The sequence below is a fragment of the Pseudomonas sp. TKO26 genome (assembly GCF_003225665.1).
Classification (GTDB): domain Bacteria; phylum Pseudomonadota; class Gammaproteobacteria; order Pseudomonadales; family Pseudomonadaceae; genus Aquipseudomonas; species Aquipseudomonas saponiphila.
In genome coordinates, this window is record NZ_QKLN01000017.1 from 13476 (window position 1) to 37752 (window position 24277).

22 protein-coding genes and 2 tRNA genes are annotated in these 24277 nt (G+C 62.0%); 5 read left to right on the forward strand and 19 right to left on the reverse strand.

Features of this window, described 5'->3' with window-relative positions:
* Positions 1–42 precede the first annotated feature (42 nt).
* From DNK59_RS21390 to rimO, 4 genes are all read right to left on the reverse strand, one after another.
* Positions 43–504: a DUF1456 family protein gene (locus DNK59_RS21390; protein ID WP_092320173.1), complete on the reverse strand. Its 462-nt coding sequence runs from the start codon at positions 502–504 to the stop codon at positions 43–45.
* A 66-nt stretch (positions 505–570) separates the two neighbouring features.
* Positions 571–1281, reverse strand: coding sequence for an rRNA pseudouridine synthase (locus DNK59_RS21395; protein ID WP_092320175.1), 711 nt, complete (start codon positions 1279–1281; stop codon positions 571–573).
* Between the two features lie 82 nt (positions 1282–1363).
* The gene (locus DNK59_RS21400) at positions 1364–1837 is read right to left on the reverse strand and encodes a GNAT family N-acetyltransferase (RefSeq protein ID WP_110724520.1); all 474 of its coding nucleotides are present in this window, start codon (positions 1835–1837) and stop codon (positions 1364–1366) included.
* A 97-nt stretch (positions 1838–1934) separates the two neighbouring features.
* Positions 1935–3272 (reverse strand): 30S ribosomal protein S12 methylthiotransferase RimO, encoded by a 1338-nt coding sequence (gene rimO / locus DNK59_RS21405; protein WP_047284184.1) that lies wholly within the window; start codon positions 3270–3272, stop codon positions 1935–1937.
* A 379-nt stretch (positions 3273–3651) separates the two neighbouring features.
* Between rimO and DNK59_RS21410 the strand changes: the two genes are divergently transcribed.
* The gene (locus tag DNK59_RS21410) at positions 3652–5493 is read left to right on the forward strand and encodes a potassium transporter Kup (protein WP_371921013.1); all 1842 of its coding nucleotides are present in this window, start codon (positions 3652–3654) and stop codon (positions 5491–5493) included.
* 151 nt (positions 5494–5644) lie between these two features.
* On the opposite strand, the gene DNK59_RS21415 is transcribed toward DNK59_RS21410, so the two are convergent.
* The 5 genes from DNK59_RS21415 to DNK59_RS21435 all read right to left on the reverse strand — a co-directional run bounded on the left by DNK59_RS21415 (position 5645) and on the right by DNK59_RS21435 (position 10919).
* Positions 5645–5920, reverse strand: a complete 276-nt coding sequence (locus DNK59_RS21415) for a DUF3077 domain-containing protein (protein ID WP_110724522.1) — start codon at positions 5918–5920, stop codon at positions 5645–5647.
* 425 nt (positions 5921–6345) lie between these two features.
* Positions 6346–7644 carry a virulence factor family protein gene (locus DNK59_RS21420; RefSeq protein WP_110724523.1) on the reverse strand — a complete coding sequence of 433 codons (1299 nt, stop codon included), beginning with the start codon at positions 7642–7644 and terminating at the stop codon, positions 6346–6348.
* Entirely contained in the window at positions 7644–10295 is a 2652-nt protein-coding gene (mprF, locus tag DNK59_RS21425) for a bifunctional lysylphosphatidylglycerol flippase/synthetase MprF (protein ID WP_110724524.1), read from the reverse strand. Before mprF ends, DNK59_RS21420 begins: the two co-directional genes overlap by 1 nt.
* 277 nt (positions 10296–10572) lie before the next feature.
* Positions 10573–10649, reverse strand: a tRNA-Met gene (locus DNK59_RS21430).
* A gap of 193 nt (positions 10650–10842) precedes the next feature.
* A tRNA-Met gene (locus DNK59_RS21435) sits at positions 10843–10919 on the reverse strand.
* 296 nt (positions 10920–11215) lie between these two features.
* On the opposite strand from DNK59_RS21435, the gene dinB reads away from it, so the two are divergent.
* Complete coding sequence (dinB, locus tag DNK59_RS21440) at positions 11216–12283, forward strand: DNA polymerase IV (protein WP_110724525.1); 1068 nt, start codon at positions 11216–11218, stop codon at positions 12281–12283.
* Between the two features lie 81 nt (positions 12284–12364).
* On the opposite strand, the gene DNK59_RS21445 is transcribed toward dinB, so the two are convergent.
* From DNK59_RS21445 to DNK59_RS21460, 4 genes are all read right to left on the reverse strand, one after another.
* On the reverse strand, positions 12365–13318 hold the full coding sequence (locus DNK59_RS21445; protein WP_047284189.1) for a hypothetical protein: 954 nt from the start codon (positions 13316–13318) through the stop codon (positions 12365–12367).
* 17 nt (positions 13319–13335) lie between these two features.
* Positions 13336–15051 (reverse strand): proline--tRNA ligase, encoded by a 1716-nt coding sequence (locus DNK59_RS21450; protein WP_110724526.1) that lies wholly within the window; start codon positions 15049–15051, stop codon positions 13336–13338.
* Between the two features lie 129 nt (positions 15052–15180).
* Complete coding sequence (locus tag DNK59_RS21455; RefSeq protein WP_110724527.1) at positions 15181–16746, reverse strand: AmpG family muropeptide MFS transporter; 1566 nt, start codon at positions 16744–16746, stop codon at positions 15181–15183.
* Positions 16747–16788: 42 nt separating this feature from the next.
* Positions 16789–17142: an MGMT family protein gene (locus tag DNK59_RS21460; RefSeq protein WP_092320191.1), complete on the reverse strand. Its 354-nt coding sequence runs from the start codon at positions 17140–17142 to the stop codon at positions 16789–16791.
* A gap of 159 nt (positions 17143–17301) precedes the next feature.
* Here DNK59_RS21460 and DNK59_RS21465 point away from each other — a divergent pair, with 159 nt between their 5' ends.
* Complete coding sequence (locus DNK59_RS21465) at positions 17302–18309, forward strand: DUF481 domain-containing protein (RefSeq protein ID WP_110724528.1); 1008 nt, start codon at positions 17302–17304, stop codon at positions 18307–18309.
* Positions 18310–18413: 104 nt separating this feature from the next.
* Here the strand turns inward: DNK59_RS21465 and DNK59_RS21470 are convergent, their stop codons facing one another.
* Positions 18414–18623: a cold-shock protein gene (locus DNK59_RS21470; protein ID WP_002554837.1), complete on the reverse strand. Its 210-nt coding sequence runs from the start codon at positions 18621–18623 to the stop codon at positions 18414–18416.
* Between the two features lie 352 nt (positions 18624–18975).
* Between DNK59_RS21470 and dcd the strand changes: the two genes are divergently transcribed.
* Both dcd and DNK59_RS21480 read left to right on the forward strand, forming a co-directional pair.
* The gene (dcd, locus tag DNK59_RS21475) at positions 18976–19542 is read left to right on the forward strand and encodes a dCTP deaminase (RefSeq protein ID WP_016965530.1); all 567 of its coding nucleotides are present in this window, start codon (positions 18976–18978) and stop codon (positions 19540–19542) included.
* 105 nt (positions 19543–19647) lie between these two features.
* Entirely contained in the window at positions 19648–19860 is a 213-nt protein-coding gene (locus tag DNK59_RS21480) for a hypothetical protein (protein ID WP_092320194.1), read from the forward strand.
* 69 nt (positions 19861–19929) lie between these two features.
* Here DNK59_RS21480 and DNK59_RS21485 read toward each other — a convergent pair whose 3' ends face one another.
* From DNK59_RS21485 to DNK59_RS21505, 5 genes are read right to left on the reverse strand one after another with little or no spacing between them, the layout of a single operon-like run.
* A complete protein-coding gene (locus DNK59_RS21485) occupies positions 19930–20694 on the reverse strand; it encodes an ABC transporter ATP-binding protein (RefSeq protein ID WP_110724577.1) in 765 nt (254 codons plus the stop codon).
* A gap of 14 nt (positions 20695–20708) precedes the next feature.
* On the reverse strand, positions 20709–21827 hold the full coding sequence (locus DNK59_RS21490) for a succinylglutamate desuccinylase/aspartoacylase family protein (protein ID WP_110724529.1): 1119 nt from the start codon (positions 21825–21827) through the stop codon (positions 20709–20711).
* 24 nt (positions 21828–21851) lie between these two features.
* Positions 21852–22562 (reverse strand): ABC transporter permease, encoded by a 711-nt coding sequence (locus DNK59_RS21495; protein WP_092320196.1) that lies wholly within the window; start codon positions 22560–22562, stop codon positions 21852–21854.
* Positions 22559–23287: an ABC transporter permease gene (locus tag DNK59_RS21500; protein ID WP_092320197.1), complete on the reverse strand. Its 729-nt coding sequence runs from the start codon at positions 23285–23287 to the stop codon at positions 22559–22561. Before DNK59_RS21500 ends, DNK59_RS21495 begins: the two co-directional genes overlap by 4 nt.
* 56 nt (positions 23288–23343) lie before the next feature.
* The gene (locus DNK59_RS21505) at positions 23344–24126 is read right to left on the reverse strand and encodes a transporter substrate-binding domain-containing protein (protein WP_108544542.1); all 783 of its coding nucleotides are present in this window, start codon (positions 24124–24126) and stop codon (positions 23344–23346) included.
* Between the last annotated feature and the right edge of the window lie 151 nt (positions 24127–24277).

The following is a 24277-nucleotide window of genomic DNA, read 5'->3' on the forward strand; positions in this document are numbered from 1 at the left end:
AGCCGCAAGCTTTGAACTTGCAGCTTGAAGCTTGCAGCTGTTTTAAGCTCTAACACGCAGGGTCAGGCCCTTGAGGAAGTTGCGCAGCAACTGGTCGCCACAGGGGCGGTAGTTGGTATGGCCGAACTTGCGGAACAGTGCGCTGAGTTCTGGTTTGGACACTGGAAAGTCGGCGGCCTTGAGCACCGCGTGCATGTCCTCTTCCTTGAGCTCGAAGGCCACCCGCAGCTTCTTCAGAATGATGTTATTGGTCACCGGCAGTTCGATCGGCAGTGGCGGACGACTTTCGTCCTTGCCGCGCTTGAAGATCACCAGGCCATCGAGGAAGTGCGCCATGACTTCGTCCGGGCAGTGCACGAAGCCTTCTTCCTCGTCCTTCTTCAGGTAGCTGACAACCTCGTCCAGGCTGACCTTGAAGCCGGTCAGCTTGATGATGTCCACGACCTTCTTGTCGCTGATGTCGAGCATGTAGCGCACGCTGCGCAGTACATCGTTATGAATCATGGTTACTGTCCTGATCGATGCGTGTTGAGCGCCGTGCCAGGGCACGGCGTCTGAATGGGGGCGGCTTTAGAACTTCTCTTTGGCCGACAGGTAGCGCCACTGGCCCAGCGGCACCTTGCCGATGGATACGCCGCCGACACGGATGCGGCGGATGGCGACGACCTTGAGGCCGACGGCCTGGCAAAACAGGGCGATCACGCCCGGCTGCGGGTTCTTCATGGCGAAGCGCAGGCGGTTTTCGTTCTGCCAGCTGGCCTTGACCGGCGGCAGTTCGCGGCCCTTGTAGGTCATGCCGTGGCTCAGGCGGTTGAGGCCGTGGTCGATCATCTCGCCTGCGACCTCGACCACGTATTCCTGCTCGATCTTGGCCGCGTCCGCGGTCAGCTTGCGCAGCACCTTCCAGTCCTGGGTGAACACCAGCAGGCCACTGGCATTGGGTTGCAGGTCGTCACTGGCGCTTAGGCGCAGGAAATGCCCACGCAGCGGACGTTTGCCGTAGCGGTGCTCCTCGGACAGGCTGTCGGCGCTGATGGACTGCATGGCGCTGTCCAGATCCTGGCCGGCGGGCACGTTGAGCAGGAGGGTCACCGGCTCTGGAGCGGTGGCCTTGGCCTCGGGGTCGAGTACGACCGTTTGCGCGCCGACCTTGAACTGCGGCTCGTCGATGACTTCGCCGTCTACGGTGACCCAGCCGCCCTCGATGAACAGCTCAGCCTCGCGGCGAGAGCAGCCGACCAGTTCGATGAGGCGTTTGGAGAGACGAATCGGGTCAGTCATGTCAGGGGCCGTAACAAAAGAGGGCGGCCATTGTACCTGCCTGGCGCCGGTTAATCGCGGGTCCATTTGCCCGCTGTGGCTTTTAGCCGCGCAGGGCTTGCAGCTGTGGCTGCTTCAGGCGCATGTGCAGCAGTGGGTAGGGCTGGCCCATGCCGTCCTGCTCCGAGCGGCCGACCACTTCGAACCCCTGCTTGAAGTAGAAGCCCAGGGCCTGGGGATTCTGTTCGTTGACGTCCAGCTGATAGGCGTTCAAGTGCTCCACCGCGTAGCGCAGCAATTGTCGGCCCAGGCCCTGGCCTCGATGGGCCGGGTCGATGAACAGCATCTCGATCTTGCCCGCCGCCACCCCGGCAAATCCGGTGATGCGCTGGCGTGGGTCGCGGGTGCAGATCAGCATCACCGCGTCCAGGTAGCGGGTCAGTACCAGGTTGCGCAGCAGCGCTACATAGCTGTCCGGTAGAAAGTCGTGAGTGGCGCGCACCGAGGCTTCCCAGACGCGCACCAGTTCCGGGTAGTCGCTGAGTTTGGGAGTGTGGATGACCGGGTGGTGGCGCATGCGGTGTGCCCCTGAGGTGATTGGCAAGGGCTAACGATAGACCGAAAAAAGCCCCGCATCTCGTGACGAGAGCGGGGCTTGGCAGTTTTTTTACGCCTTACAGGGTTTCGGCCCAGAGGTCGTATTCGTCGGCGTCGGTGACCCGGCACCAGACCTTGTCACCCGGCTTCAGGTCGCCGGCGCCATCGATGAACACGTTGCCGTCGATTTCCGGGGCATCGAAGAAGCAGCGGCCTACCGCGCCATTCTCGTCGACTTCGTCGATCAGCACTTCGATCTCCTTGCCGATGCGCTGTTGCAGGCGCGCCGAGCTGATTTCCTGCTGGTGCGCCATGAAGCGCTCCCAACGGTCCTGCTTGACCTCGTCCGGGACCACTTCCAGGTCCAGGTCGTTGGCCGGCGCGCCTTCCACCGGCGAGTACTGGAAGCAGCCGACTCGGTCCAGCTGGGCTTCGGTCAGCCAGTTGAGCAGGTACTGGAAGTCTTCTTCGGTTTCGCCGGGGAAGCCGACGATGAAGGTCGAGCGGATGATCAGCTCCGGGCAGATCTCGCGCCAGGCCTTGATCCGCGCCAGGGTCTTGTCTTCGAAAGCCGGGCGTTTCATGGCCTTGAGCACTTTCGGGCTGGCGTGCTGGAACGGGATGTCCAGGTACGGCAGGATCTTGCCGGCGGCCATCAGCGGAATCAGTTCGTCCACATGCGGGTACGGGTACACGTAGTGCAGGCGCACCCACACACCCAGGGTGCTCAGGGCCTCGCAGAGCTCGGTCATGCGGGTCTTCACCGGCGCGCCGTTCCAGAAGCCGGTGCGGTACTTGACGTCGACGCCGTAGGCGCTGGTGTCCTGGGAGATCACCAGCAGTTCCTTGACCCCGGACTTGACCAGGCGCTGGGCCTCGTCGAGCACATCACCCACCGGGCGGCTGACCAGTTTGCCGCGCATCGACGGGATGATGCAGAAGCTGCAGCTGTGGTTGCAGCCTTCGGAAATCTTCAGGTAGGCGTAGTGCCGCGGGGTCAGCTTGATGCCTTGTGGCGGCACCAGGTCGATCAGCGGGTTGTGGTCCTGTTTTGGCGGCACCACTTCGTGCACGGCGTTGACCACCTGCTCGTACTGTTGCGGGCCGGTCACGGCCAGCACGCTTGGGTGCACGTCACGGATATTGCCTTCTTCGACGCCCATGCAGCCGGTGACGATGACCTTGCCGTTTTCCTTGATGGCTTCGCCGATCACTTCCAGGGATTCGGCCTTGGCCGAGTCGATGAAACCGCAGGTGTTGACCACCACGACATCGGCGTCCTGGTAAGTCGACACCACGTCATAGCCTTCCATGCGCAGTTGAGTGAGGATGCGCTCGGAGTCGACCAGAGCTTTTGGGCAACCCAGGGATACGAAGCCGACTTTCGGGTTGGCCGGCGCGGAGGGGGTGGACATGTCTAACCTCGGTATTGGTGTCGAATCACTTGGGGGGCAAGTGCGACGCTTGGGCGCTGGCTGCGCCTCTGATCAAAAAGTGCGCAATTCTAGCGATGGTCGAGGCGCTTGACCAGCTTTATGCAGGGGAAATACGACGAGCGCTGGACTATGCTTCTTCGCGTTATGCCCGGTGGTTTTCATGCGCCGTTAGTTAGGCACCCAGTGGTAATAAAAACCTGCAAGTTACATGGGAAACTGCACAAGTTTAGAGAATAGCCCTTGTATAACCTTGCGCTTTCTATATAAGAAGCCCCGGTCTTGGTAGTAGGAGTCATTGATGGGTCAGGCAAGTAGTCAGGCGGCGAGTGGCGAGCACTCCGGGGTCAAGCCTCTGGGGATGCTGGTGGCGGCGGTCGGGGTGGTGTATGGCGATATCGGCACCAGCCCGCTCTATACCCTTAAAGAAGTGTTTTCCGGCAGTTATGGCGTTCAGGTCAACCACGATGGGGTGTTCGGCATCCTGGCGCTGATTTTCTGGTCGCTGGTCTGGGTCGTTTCGATCAAGTACGTGCTGTTCATCCTGCGGGCCGATAACCAGGGCGAGGGCGGCATCATGGCCCTGACCGCTTTGGCTCGACGTGCGTCCGGCGCTTATCCGCGTTTGCGTTCGGTGCTGGTGATCCTCGGCTTGATCGGCGCTGCCTTGTTCTATGGCGACAGCATGATCACCCCGGCGATCTCGGTATTGTCGGCGGTGGAAGGGCTGGAGCTGGCGTTCAGCGGCCTGGAGCACTGGGTGGTGCCCATGGCGCTGGTGGTGCTGGTGGCGCTGTTCCTGATCCAGAAACACGGCACCGATCGCATCGGCAAGCTGTTCGGCCCGGTCATGGTGACCTGGTTCCTGGTGCTGGGTGGCCTGGGGGTCAATGGCATCCTCAAGCATCCTGAAGTGTTGCAGGCACTGAACCCGGTGTGGGGCGTGCGCTTCTTCATCGTCCATCCAGGCATGGGCGTGGCCATTCTCGGCGCCGTGGTGCTGGCGCTGACCGGCGCCGAGGCCCTGTATGCCGACATGGGCCACTTCGGTCGCAAGCCGATTGCCCGGGCCTGGTTCGCCCTGGTGCTGCCGGCCCTGGTGCTGAACTACTTCGGCCAGGGCGCGCTGCTGCTGGAGAACCCCGACGCCGCGCGCAACCCGTTCTACCTGCTGGCGCCGGGCTGGGCCCTTATCCCGCTGGTGGTGCTGGCGACCCTGGCCACGGTGATCGCCTCCCAGGCGGTGATTTCCGGTGCCTTCTCCCTGACCCGTCAGGCGATCCAGCTGGGCTACATCCCGCGCATGTACATCCAGCACACCTCCAGTGCCGAGCAAGGGCAGATCTACATCGGCGCGGTGAACTGGTCGCTGATGGTGGGCGTGATCCTGCTGGTGCTGGGCTTTGAGTCCTCCGGCGCCCTGGCCTCGGCCTACGGCGTGGCGGTGACCGGGACCATGCTGATCACCAGCATCCTGGTGTCGGCGGTGATGCTGCTGCTATGGAAATGGCCACCGGTGCTGGCGGTGCCGGTGCTGGTGGGCTTCCTGCTGGTGGACGGGCTGTTCTTCGCTGCCAACGTGCCGAAGATTGTTCAGGGCGGTGCCTTCCCGGTGCTGGCGGGGATCGTACTGTTCATCCTCATGACCACCTGGAAACGCGGCAAGGAACTGCTGGTGGATCGCCTGGACGAAGGCGGCCTGCCGCTGCCGATCTTCATTGGCAGCATCCGCGTGCAGCCGCCGCATCGGGTCCAGGGCACCGCGGTGTTCCTCACCGCCCGCCCGGACGCCGTGCCCCACGCGCTGTTGCACAACCTGCTGCACAACCAGGTGCTGCATGAGCAAGTGGTGCTGTTGACCGTGGTCTACGAAGACATTCCCCGGGTGCCCGCCCAGCGGCGCTTCGAGGTGGATGCCTACGGCGAAGGTTTCTTCCGGGTGATCCTGCATTTTGGCTTCACCGACGAGCCTGACGTGCCGGAAGCCCTGAAGCTGTGCCACCTGGACGAGCTGGACTTCAGCCCGATGCGCACCACCTACTTCCTCAGCCGCGAGACGGTGATCGCCTCCAAGCTCGAAGGTATGGCCCGCTGGCGCGAAGCCTTGTTTGCTTTCATGTTGAAGAACGCCAACGGCAACCTGCGCTTCTTCAAGCTGCCGGTGAACCGGGTGATCGAACTGGGCACCCAGGTCGAGATATAAGCCTGAGCCCATAAAAGCCCCCGTTGCCTTGCGGCAGCGGGGGCTTTTTCATTTCACGGCCCCTGTAGGAGCGAGCTTGCTCGCGATAACGGCCCGACAGCCAACATCAATACCGATAACAGAACGCTTTCGCGAGATCACCCCTCGCGCGTTACGCAGCGAGCGCCTGCACCACATCGTCCACCACCGCCTTGCCCATGGCGGTCAGGTAGTGCGCCGCCCAGGCGTGTCGGTCGCTGTCCTTGCTGTAGGCGGCGTCTTCGGCGAAGGCCTTGGCCAGAGACAGCAGGTCGGAGGCTTGGGCCAGGGCGGCGCCAATGGGGAGGCCGGGGCAGACCTGGAACAGCGGTAGGTCGGAACGGTAGATGAAAGGGGTGAGGCCGACGGTTTTCAGTTCATGAGGTGCAGGCGTACTTGTTTGGCTCATGGTCATACTCCTTAACTCAAAGAAGTTGCCACGTTCGTTTCCAAGCGAATGGGTGGCAGCTATGCGCAGGTTGGAAAACCGGGAGTTAAGAACCGGCACGCCCAAAAGCGTCCCACGCACAGCCGCCATAACACAGGACTGCAGCGCTAAGCCGCTGCAGTTGTGATGGGGTGCTGTTGCTCTTAACTCTTCGGGTTTCCAAGCCCGGTCACTAAATGCTCAGCGACTCCCGGAGCCTAGCCCGTCGAAGCCAAGGCCAACAAGGCAGCAAAGTGCCCAAAACGCACCCCTTACGCAACTCTCGGAGTTTGCCTACAAGCTGCGCGGGAGTCATCCGCAATCAAGCCGTCTTCAACGGGGCAGCTGATGTAAAAAAGCCCCCACAGCTTCAAGGCTGCGGGGGCTTTTATGGAGCGAGGCTCAGCTCACTCTTGAGCAGTAGCCTGATCCTTGACCTGACGCTTCTCGATGGCATCCACCAGGCGCTTGGCCAGTGCTGGGTAGTTTTCGTCGAAGTGATGGCCCCCTGGCAGCTTCATGGCTTCACCGACGGCAGTCTTGTCGGTGCAACCGCTTTCATCGACTTCTTCCACGCCATAGATGCACACCACCTTGGCCGCAGGCAGCTTGGCCATTTCCGGGCCGGTGGCCGCTTCCTTGCCGGCGTTGCCCAGCCAGCCTTCGACTTCGATCTCGAAGCTGCCGGTGCGGGCGAAAGCCAGCAGGATAATGGCGTCGATGCGCTGTTGCTCGGCTTCCGGCAGGCGGTTGTAGATCGCCGGCAGCACGTCTGCACCGAAGGAGTAGCCGGTCAGCACGAAGCGCTTGGTGCCCCACTTCTGCCGGTAGTGCTGCATCAGCTCGGTGAGGTCGATGGCGCTCTGTTCCGGGGTCTTGTGCTGCCAGTAGTAGCGCAGGGTGTCGATGCCCACCACCGGATAGCCGATCTTGGCCATCTCGCCGGCCACGTCGCGGTCCAGGTCGCGCCAGCCGCCGTCACCGGAGAGGAACAGGGTCACGGTGTCCTTGGCCTGGCCGGCCGGGACTTCGACCACGGGGATGCTGAGGCCGCCGTTCTCCGAACCCACCAGCAGCTTGCGCAGCTCGTTGTTCAGCACCTGGGGCAGGTGGATGTCGTAATCGCTGATGCTGGTGGTGGCGTTGGGGGTGTCACGCACGAAGCCGGCGCTTTCGTCGTCCGGGTTGTCGTTCCAGGCTACCAGCCAGTGGCCGTGGGCCAGGGTCTTGGGCAGCGGATCGGTGCAGCCGGGCGCCGGGTTGATGGTGAAGCCAACCGACACGGCCTGGGCCTTGTCGTCGCTCTGGGTGGCGATCCAGCGCCAGGCCAGCGCCGCGCCCGGGCCGATGCCGCTGACCAGGGTGGCCGGCCCACTGAGCTGGGGCAGGGCGCCTTGCAGGGCTTGTTCCTGCAGTTTGCAGTCGTCCTTGGGCAGGACCACCTGGACGATCTGCGCCGCGCCGCTGCGGCTCAGGGCCAGCAGCTGCTTGTCGGTCAGGGTGGCGTCAGGCAGCGCGGCCACCACCACCCGGGCCTTGGCCTTGGTGCCCGGGGTCACGCGGGTCAGGGTCGAGCCGTCGGCCTGGGTCAGTTGTTCCAGGGTCGGTTCAGGGGCGGGGCGGTTCCACCACCAGTAGCCGCCACCCGCAATCACAGCCAGCACCACCAGTGTGGCCAGCAGATACCGCCAAGAGCGTTGAATCATCAGCGTTTCACCAATCCAGTCAGGCCGCCTGCGATCAGGGCGGCGGTGTCGGCCAGTGCCACCAGCGGGTCAAGCCCGGCTGGCACAGCCATGTAACGGGGTTCCCAGTCGGGCTGGAACTTGTCTTTGAAGCGGCGCAAACCTTGGAAGTTATACAGTTGCTCGCCACGGCGGAACACCATCGAGCCCAGACGCTGGGTCAGCGGCGCGCCACGCCGGGGCTGCAGGCCGGACAGCGGCACCATGCCCAGGCTGAAGCGGGCGTATCCATGATTTTTATAGTGCTGGATCAGGCCAACCATCATGAATTCCATGGTCAGCTTCGGCGCATCCGGGTGCGACCGCATCAGGTCGAGGCTGGCCAGGTCATGGCTATAAGTCTCGAGCAGGTTGGCAAAGGCCACCGGGCGTCCTTCGAAACGGATGATGGCGATGCGGAAGTGCTTGAGGTAGTCATCGCTGAAGCGGCCCAGGGAGAAGCCCTTTTCGCGAACGTTCTTGCCGGTCAGCCAGGCGTCGGAAATCACCTTCAGCTCGTCCATCGGCGCTTGCCCGGGCTCGTGGATCTCCAGCGACAGGCCGTCGCGGGTGCCGCGGTTCCAGGTGTAGCGCAGGTCCTTCATCTCCTTGCCCTTGGCTTCGAGATCAAAGCGCTTGAGATCGACCCGGGCTTCTTCGCCGAGCTTGATCGCGGTCAGGCCGATGTCCATGTAGTAGGGCAGGCTTTCCGCCCGGACCTGGTAGAACACCGGGCGTGCGTGATGCACGTCGCACAGGTCGCGGAACTGCCAGATCATTTCCGCGCGTTGCTGGGGCGGGCCGATGGGGTCATATAGCGCCACCAGGCTGCGGCCACGGCGAGCGTACATGAGGAAGGCATCGTCGTTGGGGTGGAACAGCAGTGCCTTGTCGCCGGTCAGGGCCAGGCCGCCATCGGGCTGGGACGAGGCCATGAGGATCTGCGCCGCCTTGTCCAGCTCGTCACGGGTGGGCAGGTGGATCACCGGGCGCGCAGTGCGCAGCAGCCAGGTCAGGGACACCACCAGCAACAGCACCGCGGCGCCCAGCAGCGAGCGCAGGCCCCGGGGAGCATCGGCGTCGAGGGTGAACTGCCACCACAGCTGATGGCTGTAGGGTACGTCCTGATAGGCGAACAGCAGCAGCCAGATGGAGGCACCGAGCACGCAAACGCTGGCCACCAGGTACAGCGGCGAGAAGGGCAGTTCGGTCAGGCGGCTGGGACGGTAGAACGAGCGTCGGAACACTGCCAGCAGGCTGGCGGTGAGGGTCATCAAGCAGGCTTCTTCCCAGTCGAAGCCTTTGAGCAGCGAGAGCAGGGCGCCCACCAGCAACAGAATGGTGGTGAGCATCCAGGCTGCCGACAGGCGCCGCCGCAGGCCCTGGGCCAGTAGCAGGCAGAGCACACCGATCAGGCTGGCGCCGAAGTGCGAGGCGTCCACCAGGCGATGGGGAATGAGAAAGCCGATGTGTTGCAGGCGGGTGTCGATTTCCGGGGTGGCGCCGGAGAACAGCAGGACCACGCCGGAAAGGAACACCAGCACCGCGAGGATCGGTGCTGCCAGGCCGGAAGCTACCCGCAGCGATTGGCGGGTCTGGAACAGGCGCTGGGCTTCGTTGATCAGCAGCAGGACGCAGGCCACCAACATCGGTAGCACCACGTAGATCAGGCGGTACAGCAGCAGTGCGGCGGCCAGGGGCGCGGCGCCGAGCTTGTTGGCGAAGGCTGCCAGCAGGATGGCTTCGAACACCCCGACACCACCCGGCACGTGGCTGAGTACGCCGGCCGCCAGGGCCAGCAGGTAGACCAGCAGGAAGGCGCCGAAGGGCGGTGCTTCTGGCAGCAGCAGGTAGAGCACTGTGGCGGCTGCGGCGACGTCCAGGGCGGTGATGATCAGTTGCAGGAAGGTCAGGCGGCGCCCGGGCAGGCGCAGGGTACGGCGTCCGACCCGGACCAGCAGGTTGTCGCGCAGGGGCTGCTCCGGCAGGCGTCGACGATAGATGCCGACGGCCAGTACCGCGCCCAGCAACAGGATGGCCAGGGCGATGCCGGCCAACAGGCTCTCCGGCAGGCGCAGGGCCGCCGAAGCTGCCGGCAGGTTGCTCAGGGTGGCCAGGGCCGCCAGCGGTGGCAGGGCGCAGCCCAGGGAGAGGCTGGCGAAGAGGGTCATGTGGGCGACGTCTGAGGCCCCCAGCCCGTGGCGCGCGTACAGGCGATAACGCACCGAGCCGCCGGACAGCAGCGACAGGCCGATGGCGTTGCCGATGGCGAAGGCGGTAAAGCCACCCAGGGCCAGGGTGCGACCGGGCAGGTTGACCCCGGCATAGCGGCTGGCGGACCACTCGTAGCCCAAGAGGATGATGAAGCCGACGATGGTCGCGCCCAGGGCGCCGAGCAGGGCTGGCTTGGGCACTTCAAGGATCGAGTCGTGCAGTGCGTAGAAGTCCAGCTCGCTGAGCAAGTGACGGCAAGCGATCAGGGCAATGGCGAACAGCAACAGAGTGACGGCCAGGCCCAGGGGCTGGCGGTATTTGCTCAACAGGTCCAGCCAGCGCAAGCGAGTGGCTGTCACGGGTTGAGTGGCGGTAGCTGTGGTATCGCTGTCTTGTGAATCAGACATGTTGGCGCGCATCAATCACCTCGTGGATTGTGCGCGACAGGATGGGGGTATCCAGCCAAGTTACCAATCCCTGTAGAAAAAATAGTTTCAGATATTAACGCGTCTCACCGTGACCCGGCGACCCTGGGCGCTTGCCGCCGGGTGGTTGCTCGAGACAGAGCATAGCTCGCATCTTGAAGGGTCGAAGCACCGCTTACGGTTCGCAACATTTTCTCAGGCCATTGTTGCGAAAGGACTTTTTCAACAGATACAAAAAAGGCCACTCTTTCGAGCAGCCTTTTTTGATGTTTGGTTGCGGGAGCCGGATTTGAACCGACGACCTTCGGGTTATGAGCCCGACGAGCTACCAGACTGCTCCATCCCGCGTCTGTGTGGCGGCATTCTACAGGCGAACGACTGAGTGTCAACCGTTAATGGCTCAATGGGTCAAATTAACGTCGAAACACCAGCCGATCAGCTTAAGTCATGGACAGGCAAGGAGTTTTGCAAGGAGCGGCGGGCAGGGTAAAACTCGCGCGCACAAAAAAGGCCACTTTTTCAAGTGGCCTTTTTCGATGTTTGGTTGCGGGAGCCGGATTTGAACCGACGACCTTCGGGTTATGAGCCCGACGAGCTACCAGGCTGCTCCATCCCGCGTCTGATAGGGCCGAATTCTACAGGCTGGTCAGATTCTGTCAATCATTAAATTTTGAAAATTGCTTCCGGTTCAATCGCTTAGCGTCCTTGAGCCGCCTTTGAAGGAGGCTTCGGCCTAGGTAGAACGGGGCTTGCAGCTCTGTTGGCGGTTGGGCTGCCGTTGCGTAAATAAATTCAATCGGGGGCTGTGAGGAGGGATGCGAAGATACAAGGCACTGGTGCTATATACAGGTGTCGGTAGATACTTGCGTCCTGCTTTCGTTGCGATGTCCGCCTTCCATGATCTCTGCCTTTATATGATGCAGCGCAAAATCATCCACATTGACTGTGATTGCTTCTATGCGGCCATCGAAATGCGCGATGACCCGCAGCTGGCCAGCAAACCGCTGGCAGTGGGGGGCTCCGCGGATCGACGGGGAGTGATTGCCACCTGCAACTATGAGGCGCGGGCTTACGGCGTGCGTTCGGCCATGTCCTCAAGGCACGCGTTGACCCTGTGCCCGGACCTGGTGATCGTCAAGCCGCGCATGGATGCCTATCGCGAGGCGTCGAAAGAGATTCATACGATCTTTCGTGATTACACCGATCTGATCGAGCCCTTGTCCCTGGACGAGGCCTACCTGGACGTTTCCGACAGCCCAAACTTCGCCGGCAGCGCGACGCGCATCGCCCAGGATATTCGTCGGCGGGTTTCCAATCAGTTGCATATCACCGTCTCGGCCGGGGTCGCGCCCAACAAGTTCCTGGCCAAGATTGCCAGTGACTGGAAAAAGCCCAACGGCCTGTTTGTCATCACTCCGGATCAGGTGGAGGATTTTGTCTCCGAATTGCCGGTGAGCAAGTTGCATGGGGTGGGCAAGGTCACGGCGGACAAACTGGGTCGCCTGGGGATTGTCGACTGCCTGCAATTGCGCGACTGGAGCAAGCTGGCGCTGGTGCGCGAGTTCGGCAGTTTCGGCGAGCGCTTGTGGAGTCTGGCCAGGGGGATCGACGAGCGGCCGGTGCAGAATGACAGTCGGCGCCAGTCCATCAGCGTGGAAAACACCTATGACGTGGACCTGCCGGATCTGGACAGTTGCCTGCAGAAGCTACCGGAACTGATGCAGACGCTGGCCGGACGCGTGACCCGGATCGACGCCAGCTACCGGCCGGGCAAGCCGTTCGTCAAAGTGAAGTTCCATGATTTTACTCAGACCACCCTGGAGCAGGCGGGGGCGGGGCGGGACCTGGAGAGTTATCGGCAGCTGCTGACCCAGGCCTTCAAGCGGGGGGGCAAGCCGGGGCGTTTGCTGGGCATTGGTGTGCGGTTGCAGGATCTGCGCGGCGCTCATGAACAGCTGGAGCTGTTCCAGGACGGTCTATAGGAGTTGGCTTGCCAGCGAACCGGGCCGTTATTCAGCCGCGTTAGCGCTTTTTCGCCGGCAAGCCAGCTCCTACAGGGTGGGTCAGTTGTTGCCGGGGTCGGCGACCAGGCGGCCGGCGTTCTTGGTCAGGGACTTGAGAAACTCGCTCTGCAGTTCCGGATCGTTACGGGTCAGCTCGATCAGGCTCTGCTCCAGTTCGCTGGCTTCTTCTTCCAGGCCCAGTTCCGACAGGCGCTTGACTCGGTGCACCCATTGGCTCACTTCGTCATCTTCCAGGTCGTCGTAGATCAGCGCGTGAGCTTCCACCAGCTTGCCGCGCAGGCTGCTGCTCAGGCTCAGGGATGAGTCGGAGTGCACTTCGTCCTGGGCGTCTTCGACGCTGATCTGCAACTTGCCGATGTGGTTCAGGTCCTGTTCGGAGAACGGCGCGTCCAGCAGGTTCAAGCGCAGCACGCCATTGCGATCGGTGCTCATGTCGTAGGTCTGCTTGCCGGCCTTGACCTGCACCGGACGCTCGCTCCAGGGCAGGCTCGAATACTCCAGGCGCTTGTCACGCTGGACTTCATCGATGGCTGCCAGGTTCTGCTGGGCGCGACCGTGGGACGGCATGTTCATGAACGGGTTGAGCCCCGATACACCATAGCTGACCCAATCCTTGGTGACGCTGTCCGGCAGATTGCCCAGGGCGAACACATTGACCACGTTGGCTCCGACGCCGGCCACCAGCGCTACCGCGCCCAGCGGGATTTCGTAGATTTCCCGCCAGGGTTGGTAGGGCGTGTAGCGATCGTAGCGGCGAGTGACCTCGAACTCGGTGACTTCGAAGGTCTTCTGCTCGTGGATGCGTACCCGGCGTTGCGGTAGCTCAAGCACCTTAGGCTCACCGACATCGATCTGCAGGCTGTGATCGAGCAGTTTGCGCTCGACGCGTTCCTCGTGTTCGCTGCGTTGCGACATCTGGTTGGCGCAGCCGCTGACCAGCAGGGCGCCGCACAAGGCGGCGCCCCCGAGGCTTAAGGTGTTTCGCTTGAACATGACTTCTCTATCTGGTTTCAGCGACGGATACGGGCTTGGAGGAAGGACAGTACGTCGGCCACGGGCAGCGCTTGCGCCTCGGCTTCGGTACGGCTCTTGTATTCCAGGTTGCCTTCGGCGAGGCCGCGGTCGCTGACCACGATGCGGTGAGGAATGCCGATCAGCTCCATGTCCGCGAATTTGATGCCCGGGCTGGTTTTCTTGTCGCGATCGTCCAGCAGTACTTCAAAACCGGCGGCAGTCAGTTCTGCGTAGAGTTTGTCGGTGGCTTCGCGAACCTGCTCAGTCTCGTAGCGCAGCGGTACCAGGGCGATCTGGAACGGCGCCAGGGTGTCGCTCCAGATGATGCCGTTTTCGTCGTTGTTCTGTTCGATGGCGGCCGCCACCACGCGGGACACGCCGATGCCGTAGCAGCCCATTTCCAGGGTCACCGGCTTGCCGTTCTCGCCCAGCACTTCGCACTTCATCGCCTTGCTGTACTTGTTGCCCAGCTGGAAGATGTGCCCGACTTCGATGCCGCGCTTGATTTCCAGGGTGCCCTTGCCGTCGGGGCTCGGGTCGCCGGCCACCACGTTACGCAGGTCGGCTACGGTCGGAACCGGCAGATCACGCTCCCAGTTGACGCCGAAGTAGTGTTTGTCGTCGATGTTGGCACCGACGCCGAAGTCGCTCATCAGCTCCACCGAGCGGTCGATGATGATCGGCAGTGGCAGGTTCACCGGGCCCAGGGAACCGGCGCCGGCGCCAATGGCGGCACGCAGTTCGGCTTCGGAAGCCATCACCAGCGGGCTGGCGACGCCAGGCTGGTTGGCGGCCTTGATTTCGTTCAGCTCGTGGTCGCCACGGATGATCAGGGCGATCAGCTTGCCGGCTTCCTCTGCGTGCACCACCAGGGTCTTGACGGTCTTCTCGATCGGCAGGTTGTAGCCTTCCACCAGCTGGGCGATGGTTTTTGCGTCTGGGGTATCGACCAGGCGCATCTCTTCGGTCGGCGCCGGGCGCGAGGTTTCGCGAGGCACGGCTTCGGCCTTCTCGATGTTCGCTGCGTAGTCGGAACCGTTGCTGAAGACGATATCGTCTTCGCCGGACTCGGCCAGTACGTGGAACTCGTGGGAGCCGGCACCGCCGATGGAGCCATTGTCCGCTTCAACCGGGCGGAACTTCAGGCCCAGACGGGTGAAGACGTTGCAATAAGCCTGGTGCATGCGGTCATAGGTGACCTGCAAGGATGCCTGGTCGGCGTGGAAGGAGTAGGCGTCCTTCATGATGAACTCGCGGCCGCGCATCAAGCCGAAGCGTGGGCGGATTTCATCGCGGAATTTGGTCTGGATCTGGTACAGGTTCAGCGGCAGCTGCTTGTAGCTGCTCAGCTCGTTGCGCGCCAGGTCGGTGATCACTTCTTCGTGGGTCGGGCCGGCGCAGAAATCGCGACCGTGACGGTCTTTCAAGCGCAGCAGCTCAGGGCCGTACTCTTCCCAGCGACCGGATTCCTGCCACAGCTCAGCCGGCTGAGTGCTCGGCATCAACACTTCAAGCGCGCCCGCGGCGTTCATTTCTTCGCGAACGATGGCTTCAACCTTGCGCATCACCCGCAAGCCCATCGGCAGCCAGGTGTACAGGCCGGAAGCCAGTTTACGGATCATGCCGGCGCGCAGCATCAGCTGATGGCTGATCACGACCGCGTCGGAAGGCGTTTCTTTCTGTGTGGCGAGCAAATATTGACTGGTACGCATGGTAGGCCGTTGTCGGTTGCTGAAGACTGGAAGTGACGGAGCATTGTACGGGCGAGTTCCGCTGGCGTACAGGATTGCGCTTGGAAGGGCCGGGAGTCACGGGGAACGAGCCGTAACTCCCGGGATTTCCTAGGATTCTTCGCCGACGGCGGTGCCGCTGGCGGGGGACTCCGGCTCGGGTTTGGGCCCGGCGCGGCGGCTCTCCTGGAACCAGTGAATGGCGATCAGGATCAGCGTCGGTACCCCGAGTATCGCGGTGATAAGGAAGAAGTCGTGGTAGCCGAACTTCTCCACCATGACCCCGGAATAGCCGCCGATCAGGCGCGGCAGCAATAGCATGATCGAGCTGAGCAGGGCGTATTGGGTGGCGGAGAACTTGAGGTTGGTCAGGCTCGACAGGTAGGCGACGAAAGCCGAAGTGGCCATGCCCGAACTGAAGTTGTCCAGGGAGATGGTGACAACCAGCATTTCCAGGTTCGGGCCCATGCCGGCCAGCATGAGGAATAGCAGGTTGGTGGCGGCGGAGGCGGCACCGCCGATGAACAGGATCGGCAGGATGCCGAAGCGCACGATCAGCAGGCCGCCCATGCCGGCGCCAAGCAGGGTCATGATCAGGCCGAAAATCTTGCTGACCCCGGCAATCTGGTCCTTGGTGAAACCTTGGTCGATGTAGAACACGTTGGCCATGACGCCCATGACCGTGTCCGACATGCGATAGGTGGCAATCAGCCCCAATAGCAGGAAGGCTTGCCAGCGATAGCGCAGGATGAAGTCGTTGACCGGTGTCAGCACCGGCGCCAGGCCCCGGCGGCCCATGGCCGACAGGCACAGGGCGGTGAGGGTGATGTAGAGGATCGCCCGCAGGAAGGCCCGGTCTTCCAGCAGCAGGTCCAAAAGGCTCACGCCATCGAAGATCACGCTGGCGAAGTCGGTGTTGTAGAGCTGGGTGAAGGTGGCGGGCACCGATACCAGCAGCACGATCAGAACGAATACCGAGATCAACTGGTGAGCGAAGCTGTAGCGTCCCGCGGAGAGTTGGGTGCGCAGTGGCACTGCGGGCTCGCGCATCAGCAGGGTGGTGATCAATGCGGGAATCATCAGCACGCCGAACAGCACGTAGGTGCCGGTCCAGGCTGAATGCTTGTAGCTGAAACCGGTGGAGCCGAAGCCCTCGGCAAAGAACAGCGCGCCGGCGGTCGCCAGCAGCACCGCTACCCGATAGCCGGACATGTAGCTGGCTGCCAGGGCGGCCTGGCGGCTGTCGTCGGCGATTTCCAGGCGGTAGGCGTCGATGGCGATGTCCTGGGTCGCCGAGGCAAAGGCCACGATCACGGCGATGGCGATCAGCCAGGACAGATGCTTTTGCGGGTCACAGAAGCCCATGCCGATCAGGCCGAGAATCACCAGGGTCTGGGCCAGTACCAGCCAGGATCGGCGTCGGCCGAGCCTGCCCAGTATGGGCAGGCGCCATTGGTCAAGCAGCGGCGACCATACCCATTTAAAGGCATAGGCCAAACCGATCAGGCTGGCGTAACCGATGGTTTCACGGGCGACACCGGCCTCGCGCAACCATACCGAAAGAGTCGAGAACACCAGCATGTAAGGCATGCCGGCAGCGAAACCAAGCAGCAACAGCACGAGCGTCGAGGGGCTGGCATAGGCGGCAAGTGCGGCTCGCCAGGTTTTACGGGGCATGGGCTGAAGTCTGCCTCAGGTTACGGAAACAAAGCGCGCACTCTAACCGCTGTGCTCTACCGGGCGCCAGCCATGGCGCTGAATATCCACGCGATTATTCCGGATCGTGATGCCTTCGCCGCGCAGTCTGGCGCGCTGCTCGTCGCCTGATGGACTGCCGGCCGGCAGGCTGATGCGACCGCCGGCGCCCAATACCCGGTGCCAAGGCAGGCGGGTGTCGGCCGGCAACTGGCTGAGGGTGCGCCCAACCCAGCGCGCGGCGCGGCCCAGGCCGGCCATTTCTGCCAGTTGGCCGTAGCTCACCACCCGGCCTGCGGGAACCTGGGCCAGGGTCAGGTACAGCGCCGTGCGTCGGATTTGCGCCGGGTCCTGTGGAGCTTCGCCGTGTTCGGTCACATTCGCGGTTCCAGATCTATGAAGAGGCGTTGGTCGGTTCAGGGGCTGAGATGCGGATGCATATTGAACTCACTCTCAATGCCCGGGTCAGTCCTGACTCAGGCGTGTTCAGCAGGAATAATGCCGTTTTTTTTCGCAAGATCGAGCCCTGTATTACTTATGTTGCCTAGAACGTTGTTGTGTTTCGCGGTGCTCAGCGCCTCCATGCCCGTCCTGGCCGATACCGTCTGGTTGAAGAACGGTGACCGCCTGAGCGGCAAGATCAAGGTTTTCGACGGCGGCAAACTATTGCTCCAGACCGACTACGGCGGCGCCATCTCCATCGACTGGAAACAGGTCAAGACCCTGCAAAGCGACCAGGAGCTGCTGGTCAAGCAGGATGCCTACATCGGGGAGAAGGCCAAGTCGTTGCAGGCGGCGGGGGAGGGCGAGGTCATTCTCGCCAACGGCGAAGCGCCCAAGACGGTGGAGTTGGCGAGTATCCAGCAGATCATGAAGCCCAGGCCGCTGGTGGAGGACATGGTCTGGAAGGGCAATGTCGATGTGGCGATGGATTACAAGCGCGCTGAGAAGAATACCGATGATTACGACATCGACTTCAAGACGTCGGCGCGCCATGGGGCTTGGCGCCACAATGCTCAGGGTGAGTACAACCGTGAGTTCCAGGATCATCAGGTGACCACGGACAACTGGAGTGCCGAATATGCCCTGGACCGTTTCATCACTGAAAAATGGTTCTGGGAAGGGCGACTGACCTACAAGCGTGACAAGATCGAGGAACTGGCGCGACAGCGGGTGGTGGGTACCGGCCCTGGCTACCAGTTCTGGGATGATGAGTTGGGGGCGTTCTCCCTGGGCTCGCTGCTAAACCGTACAGATTACGAGTACGCCGAAGGCGGCAAGGACAACTTCTATTCCCTGGCGATGAAGTGGGACTACAACCGCTATCTGATCGGCAAGCGGGTGGAGTTCTTCACCAATGGTGAAGTCGGGCGACCGCTTTCCGGGGTGGCCGACTATGCGTTGGATGCCGAGATGGGGTTGCGTTACAAGGTCACCGACTGGGCGTCGTTGAACCTGAAGGCGGAAAAGGACCTGATTCGCGGCACCGAAAACAGCGATCTGGACAAGACTCGCTACACCGTGGGCTTTGGCGTGACTTGGTAGCTGCATGCGGCCCGTGCGTCTGTTCCGTAAAGGCGGCGATAAAGACACCGGGCACAAAAAAGCCCCGCTGTTGAGGGCGGGGCTTTTTACTGGATCAGTACAAGTTAGATAACTTGAACTTCTTCAGCTTGCATGCCTTTCTGACCGCGGGTAGCGATGAAAGAAACCTGTTGGCCTTCTTTCAGGCTTTTGAAGCCGTCGGATTGGATAGCTTTGAAGTGTACGAACAGGTCGTCACCGGATTGTGGAGTGATGAAGCCGAAGCCTTTTTCATCGTTGAACCACTTAACGGTACCGGTTTGGCGATTAGACATGGTGTATCTCCTTGGACAAAGTTAACTGCGACTCAGGAAAAGCCCTGGCCGAGACTGAGTGCAAAGAGCAGGAAAAATTCTTGGAGATGGTTGGATCGAAATTCAACATCGTGTAGAGATTCTCAGTGACACAAGCAGCACAGTGGCGCCACCTTAACCCTTTTTCCTGAACGTGCCAATGGCTAGGGCCAAGGTTTCTCGGTTTTCGTGACTGACGGCCCGTCGTTCGTCGCCGAGCCCTTGAAAAACGCGGGTGCGGGCGAGAAAAACGCCCCGGACTTTGAACCCGACCCCGCGCCCCGGTAAGATGCCTGACCGTTTTTTTTCACCTCGCTATTTCAGGACACCCGCCATGAGCATCAAATCGGACAAGTGGATTCGCCGCATGGCGCAAGAGCACGGCATGATCGAGCCCTTCGTAGAGCGCCAGATGCGTGGCGAAGGCCCGGATCGGCTGATCTCCTTCGGGGTGTCGAGCTACGGCTACGACGTGCGTTGCGCCGATGAATTCAAGGTGTTCACCAACATCAATTCGGCCACCGTCGATCCGAAGAACTTCGATGAAAAGAGCTTCGTCGACATCAAGAGCGACGTCTGCATCATCCCGCCGAACTCCTTTGCTCTGGCGCGTACCGTCGAGTACTTCCGCATTCCGCGCAACGTGCTGACCATCTGCCTGGGCAAGAGCACCTATGCCCGTTGCGGCATCATCGTCAACGTGACCCCGCTGGAACCCGAGTGGGAAGGCCACGTGACCCTGGAATTCTCCAACACCACCACCTTGCCGGCGAAGATCTACGCCAACGAAGGCGTGGCGCAGATGCTGTTCCTGGAATCCGATGAAGAGTGCGAAGTGTCCTACAAGGACCGGGGCGGCAAATACCAGGGCCAGCGTGGCGTCACCCTGCCGCGCACCTGAGTACGTCTGTCTGACAGACAGCGGGAATTCCTGAGCGGACCCACACTCTATTGGGAGTATTTCCGGTATGCGCGAGGCATGCCGGGCCCCGCTCTGGAGTGCCCCATGAAGATAGATCCGCGAATCAGCGCCACCTTGGCCCAGCTGGAACCCAATCAGGTCGGGCTCTTGGCCTGGACCCTGCTGGCCCATCCGCCCGTCGACATGGCGGGCGGCATTCCCGGTCAGCCCGACCCGGATACCCCGCAACCCCTTGAACCCCAGGAACCAGGCGAGCCCACCTTGCCCGACGAGCCGCCACCCGCGCCCGTGGCTTGAACCGGCCCGTCGCCGCGCGACGCCCCGCCCGCGGCAAACCTGTGCGGACGGGAGCGTTGTAGTGGGTCGCTACTTCAGATTGCCACTGAGAAACTGCTGCAGGCGCTCGCTTTTCGGGTGGCCCAGCACCTCCTCCGGGGCGCCTTCCTCTTCCACCAGGCCCTTGTGCAAGAACAGCACCTGGCTCGACACCTTGCGTGCAAAGCTCATTTCGTGGGTGACCATGATCATGGTCCGGCCTTCTTCGGCCAGGCCCTGGATCACCTTGAGCACCTCGCCCACCAGCTCCGGGTCCAGGGCCGAGGTCGGTTCGTCGAACAGCATGACTTCCGGCTCCATGGCCAATGCCCGGGCGATGGCCACCCGCTGCTGCTGGCCGCCGGACAGGAACGCCGGGTACTGGCCGGCGACGCGGGCTGGCAGGCCGACCTTGTCCAGGTAGCGCCGGGCCCGCTCTTCGGCGTCCTTGGTGCTGACCCCCAGCACCCGGCGTGGAGCCATGGTGATGTTTTCCAGCACGGTCATGTGGCTCCACAGGTTGAAATGCTGGAACACCATCGCCAGGCGCGTGCGGATCCGCTGCAACTCGGCCGGGTCGGCCACGTGCATGCCGTGACGATCGCTGACCATGCGGATCTGCTGGCCATCCAGGCTCATGGCGCCGTCTTCCGGGGTTTCGAGAAAGTTGATGCAGCGCAGGAAAGTGCTCTTGCCCGAGCCACTGGCGCCGATCAGGCTGATCACGTCGCCGGTCCTGGCCTTGAGGGAAACACCCTTGAGCACTTCATTGTCGCCATAGCATTTATGCAGGCCTTCAACGGTCAATTTGTACATGGTGGCTTGCATCCTCAAGGCGAAAGTAGGTAGCCGCTGCGATAGGCTTCGCGGCCGGCGACATGGGCGATCACCATGCCAGCGGTAGCCATGCGTCGCAGCGAGCGGGCGTACAGGAGCCCGGCGTTGTTGCAATGGATAGGGGTGACCCGGTCGTGGATCGGGTCAATGATTTCCGCCACCTGCTGTCCGGCTTGCAGGTATTCCCCCGGCAGGGCGGTGAACACCAGCAGCCCGCCCACCGGCGTTGCTATCGGTTCCACTCCCGCCAGTGGCGTGGCCGGGAAGGGCAGTTCAGGCAGGGGCGGCGCCTCGGCGGCGATGGCACCGAAATGGGTCAGGTAATCCAAAATGGCCTGGCAGTCGAGGCGGGCCAGGCCATGATTGACGTCGCCTTGGCCGCGCAGTTCGACGGTGACCGCAAAGCTGCCCGTGGGGATGGCAAAGCCTTCGCCGAAGCGCTGTTGCAGTTGCCACCACAGCAGACTGAAGCACTCATCGAACGACCAGGCCGCCGAGTCGGTGGCCAGCAGGCAGGCTTCGGCACCAATGTAGCGGGCCAGGGGCTCGACCTGCGGCCAGGCTTCGGGGGTGGTGTACAGGTGCGCTACGGCTTCGAAGTCGCAATGCAGGTCCAGCACCATGTCGGCGTCGCAGGCCAGCCGTTGCAGGGTCAGGCGCAGGGATTGCAGTTGCGTCTCCGGGCGTTGCCGGGCCAGGGCGTCGGCCAGGTGCCGGCGTACCAGATCGAGGTTGTGCCGGGGGTCGTGATTGAGCAGGCCTTCGACGGCGTTGCCCACCTCTTCGCTGAGATCGACGAAACCGCGATTGAAGTTCTGCCCGCTCTCCATCTGATAGCGACCCAGGGGTACGTCCATCAGTATCTGTTCCAGGCCAACTGGATTGGCCACCGGCACCAGAACGATTTCATGCCGCAGGCGACCTTCGGCTTCCAGCTCCGTCAGGCGCTGCTTGAGGTGCCAGGCCACCAGCATGCCGGGCAGTTCATCGGCATGCAGGGACGACTGGATGTAGATCTTGCCCGTGGCCTGGGCGGGGCCGAAATGAAAGCTGTGGACCTGGCGCGCAGTGCCCGGCAGGGGAGCGAGCAGGTCGTGGATCTCGTGGCGCATTGACGGTTATTCCTGCTGCAAGTCCTAGTGGGTCGGTCCGAGGAAGGCCAGCCAGCGGCGCTCGGCGAGACGGAACAGGCCCACCAGGGTGAAGGTCACGCACAGGTAGATGACGGCGGCGATGCCGAACGACTGAAAGGTCAGGAAGGTCGCCGAGTTGGCGTCCCGGGCGATTTTCAGGATGTCGGGAATGGTCGCGGTGAAAGCCACCGTGGTGGAGTGCAGCATCAGGATCACTTCGTTGCTGTAGTAAGGCAGCGAGCGGCGCAGGGCCGAGGGCATGATCACGTAGGCATACAGCTTCCAGCCGCTCAGGCCGTAGGCCTTGGCCGCTTCGACTTCGCCGTGGGCCATGCTGCGAATCGCCCCGGCGAAAATCTCCGTGGTGTAGGCGCAGGTATTCAGGGCAAAGGCGAGGATGGTGCAGTTCATCGCGTCACGAAAGAACGCGTCCAGCAGCGGTTGCGCGCGGATCGCGGCGATGCTGTAGATCCCGGTGTAGCAGATCAGCAGCTGGATATAGAGCGGTGTGCCGCGAAACAGGTAAGTGTAGAACTGCACTGGCCAGCGGATGTAGCGCTTGGGCGAAACCCGAGCGATGGACAGCGGGATCGACACCAAAAAGCCGATGCAGATCGACGCCGTGAGCAGCCACATGGTCATGGCCAGCCCGGTCATGTGGTAACCGTCGCTATAAAGGAAGGGACGCCAGTATTCCTGCAGGAGTTCGATCATCGCACGGCCTCCCGGGCGCCGGCGGCGTAACGCCGTTCAAGCTTGCGCAGGACAAAGTTGGAAGCGCTGGTGATCAACAGATAGATCAGTGCCGCCAGGACCAGAAAGTAAAACAGCTGATAGGTGCTCTTGCCGGCGTCCTGGGCGGCCTTGACCAGGTCGGCCAGGCCAATGATCGACACCAGGGCCGTGGCCTTGAGCATCACCATCCAGTTGTTGCCGATGCCCGGCAGGGCGAAGCGCATCATCTGCGGGAAAACCACGAAGCGAAAGCGCTGGCCGCGTTTCAGGCCATAGGCGGTGGCGGCTTCCACCTGGCCACGTGGGACGGCAAGGATCGCCCCGCGAAAGGTTTCGGTGAAGTAGGCGCCATAGATGAAGCCCAGGGTGATCACCCCGGCGCTGAAGGGGTTGATCTCGATGTATTCCCACTCCATGAAGTCGGTAAAGGACGTCAGCCAGGTCTGCAGGCTGTAGAAAATCAGCAGCATCAGCACCAGGTCCGGCACGCCGCGGATCAGCGTGGTGTAGAGCTGGGCCGGAACCCGAAGCAAGGCCAGGCTGGAGAGTTTGGCGCTGGCGCCGATCAGGCCGAGCAGGACGCTGACCAGAAGCGACAACACCGACAATTTGATGGTCATCCAGGTGCCTTCCAGCAGCAGGGGGCCGAAACCCTTCAGGCTGAATGCGGAAAGCCCCAGGTTTTTTAGAAGTTCTTCGAGCATCGATCAGTGACCCGTAGCGATAAAAAAGGCGCCCATCGAGGATGGGCGCCGACTGGTTATTTACCGCTGTAGAGGTTCAGGTCACCGAAGTGTTTTTTCTGGATGGTGGCGTAGGTGCCATCATCGTGTAACGCTTTGATACCTTTATCCAGGAGCGCTTTCAGCTCTTTGTTACCTTTCGAGATACCGACCGCGGTCTTGGCCGGCAGCAGGGGATCTTCCACCGGCTTGCTGACTTCGTAGTCCGCGCCCTGTGGCGATTTGAGGAAGCCAAGCTCAGCTTGCAGCATGTCCTGGATCGAGGCATCCAGACGCCCGGAGGTCAGGTCGGCGTAGACCTGGTCCTGGTTCTGATAGGCCTGGGTCTTGACCCCAGCCTTGTCCAGCACGGCCTTGGCATAGGCTTCCTGAATGGTGCCCTGCTCGTAGCCGACGGTCTTGCCCTTGAGCGTGGCGGTGTCCGCGCTCAGGCCCGAGCCTTTCTTGAACACGAACGAGGTGGGACCGGAGAACAGCTCGCTGGAGAAATCGATGACTTTTTCGCGAGCCGGGGTGACGGTCATGGAAGAGATCACACCGTCGAACTTGTTGGCTTTCAGGCCTGGAATCATGCCGTCGAAATCACTTTCGACCCATTTGCACTTGACCTTCAGCTCGGCGCAGATGGCGTTGCCCAGGTCGATGTCGAAGCCCACCAGGCTACCGTCGGCGGCCTTGGATTCGAAGGGAGCATAGGACGGGTCGACGCCAAAGCGCAGTTCCTTGTATTCCTTGGCCAGCGCGGAGCCGGCGGCCATGCACAGAGCCAATGCAGAAAGGGTCAGCAATGCTTTTTTCATTATTCAATCCCTAAGAACCAATATGAGCGCTTGTGGCGCATGAGTACTGTTACTGGAACGCATAAGACATATTGAAAGTAGCAATTTCCGAACCAGAGTCCCGAACAAGTGTTTTAAAACCCTTGGGGAGCCGGCGTCAGAGTCGGCGCGC

Bases quoted from the DNA above. Each gene is read 5' to 3' on its own strand.
- DNK59_RS21390 (WP_092320173.1), bottom strand. From the start codon at position 504: ATGATTCATAACGATGTACTGCGCAGCGTGCGCTACATGCTCGACATC.
- DNK59_RS21505 (WP_108544542.1), bottom strand. From the start codon at position 24,126: ATGAAAAAAGCATTGCTGACCCTTTCTGCATTGGCTCTGTGCATGGCC.
- DNK59_RS21490 (WP_110724529.1), bottom strand. From the start codon at position 21,827: ATGCGCCACGAGATCCACGACCTGCTCGCTCCCCTGCCGGGCACTGCG.
- DNK59_RS21495 (WP_092320196.1), bottom strand. From the start codon at position 22,562: ATGATCGAACTCCTGCAGGAATACTGGCGTCCCTTCCTTTATAGCGAC.
- DNK59_RS21415 (WP_110724522.1), bottom strand. From the start codon at position 5,920: ATGAGCCAAACAAGTACGCCTGCACCTCATGAACTGAAAACCGTCGGC.
- dcd (WP_016965530.1), top strand. From the start codon at position 18,976: ATGAGCATCAAATCGGACAAGTGGATTCGCCGCATGGCGCAAGAGCAC.
- DNK59_RS21445 (WP_047284189.1), bottom strand. From the start codon at position 13,318: ATGTTCAAGCGAAACACCTTAAGCCTCGGGGGCGCCGCCTTGTGCGGC.
- DNK59_RS21395 (WP_092320175.1), bottom strand. From the start codon at position 1,281: ATGACTGACCCGATTCGTCTCTCCAAACGCCTCATCGAACTGGTCGGC.
- DNK59_RS21470 (WP_002554837.1), bottom strand. From the start codon at position 18,623: ATGTCTAATCGCCAAACCGGTACCGTTAAGTGGTTCAACGATGAAAAA.
- DNK59_RS21455 (WP_110724527.1), bottom strand. From the start codon at position 16,746: ATGCCCCGTAAAACCTGGCGAGCCGCACTTGCCGCCTATGCCAGCCCC.
- mprF (WP_110724524.1), bottom strand. From the start codon at position 10,295: ATGCGCGCCAACATGTCTGATTCACAAGACAGCGATACCACAGCTACC.
- DNK59_RS21420 (WP_110724523.1), bottom strand. From the start codon at position 7,644: ATGATTCAACGCTCTTGGCGGTATCTGCTGGCCACACTGGTGGTGCTG.
- DNK59_RS21400 (WP_110724520.1), bottom strand. From the start codon at position 1,837: ATGCGCCACCACCCGGTCATCCACACTCCCAAACTCAGCGACTACCCG.
- dinB (WP_110724525.1), top strand. From the start codon at position 11,216: ATGATGCAGCGCAAAATCATCCACATTGACTGTGATTGCTTCTATGCG.
- DNK59_RS21450 (WP_110724526.1), bottom strand. From the start codon at position 15,051: ATGCGTACCAGTCAATATTTGCTCGCCACACAGAAAGAAACGCCTTCC.
- DNK59_RS21480 (WP_092320194.1), top strand. From the start codon at position 19,648: ATGAAGATAGATCCGCGAATCAGCGCCACCTTGGCCCAGCTGGAACCC.
- DNK59_RS21410 (WP_371921013.1), top strand. From the start codon at position 3,652: ATGCTGGTGGCGGCGGTCGGGGTGGTGTATGGCGATATCGGCACCAGC.
- DNK59_RS21485 (WP_110724577.1), bottom strand. From the start codon at position 20,694: ATGTACAAATTGACCGTTGAAGGCCTGCATAAATGCTATGGCGACAAT.
- rimO (WP_047284184.1), bottom strand. From the start codon at position 3,272: ATGTCCACCCCCTCCGCGCCGGCCAACCCGAAAGTCGGCTTCGTATCC.
- DNK59_RS21465 (WP_110724528.1), top strand. From the start codon at position 17,302: ATGTTGCCTAGAACGTTGTTGTGTTTCGCGGTGCTCAGCGCCTCCATG.
- DNK59_RS21500 (WP_092320197.1), bottom strand. From the start codon at position 23,287: ATGCTCGAAGAACTTCTAAAAAACCTGGGGCTTTCCGCATTCAGCCTG.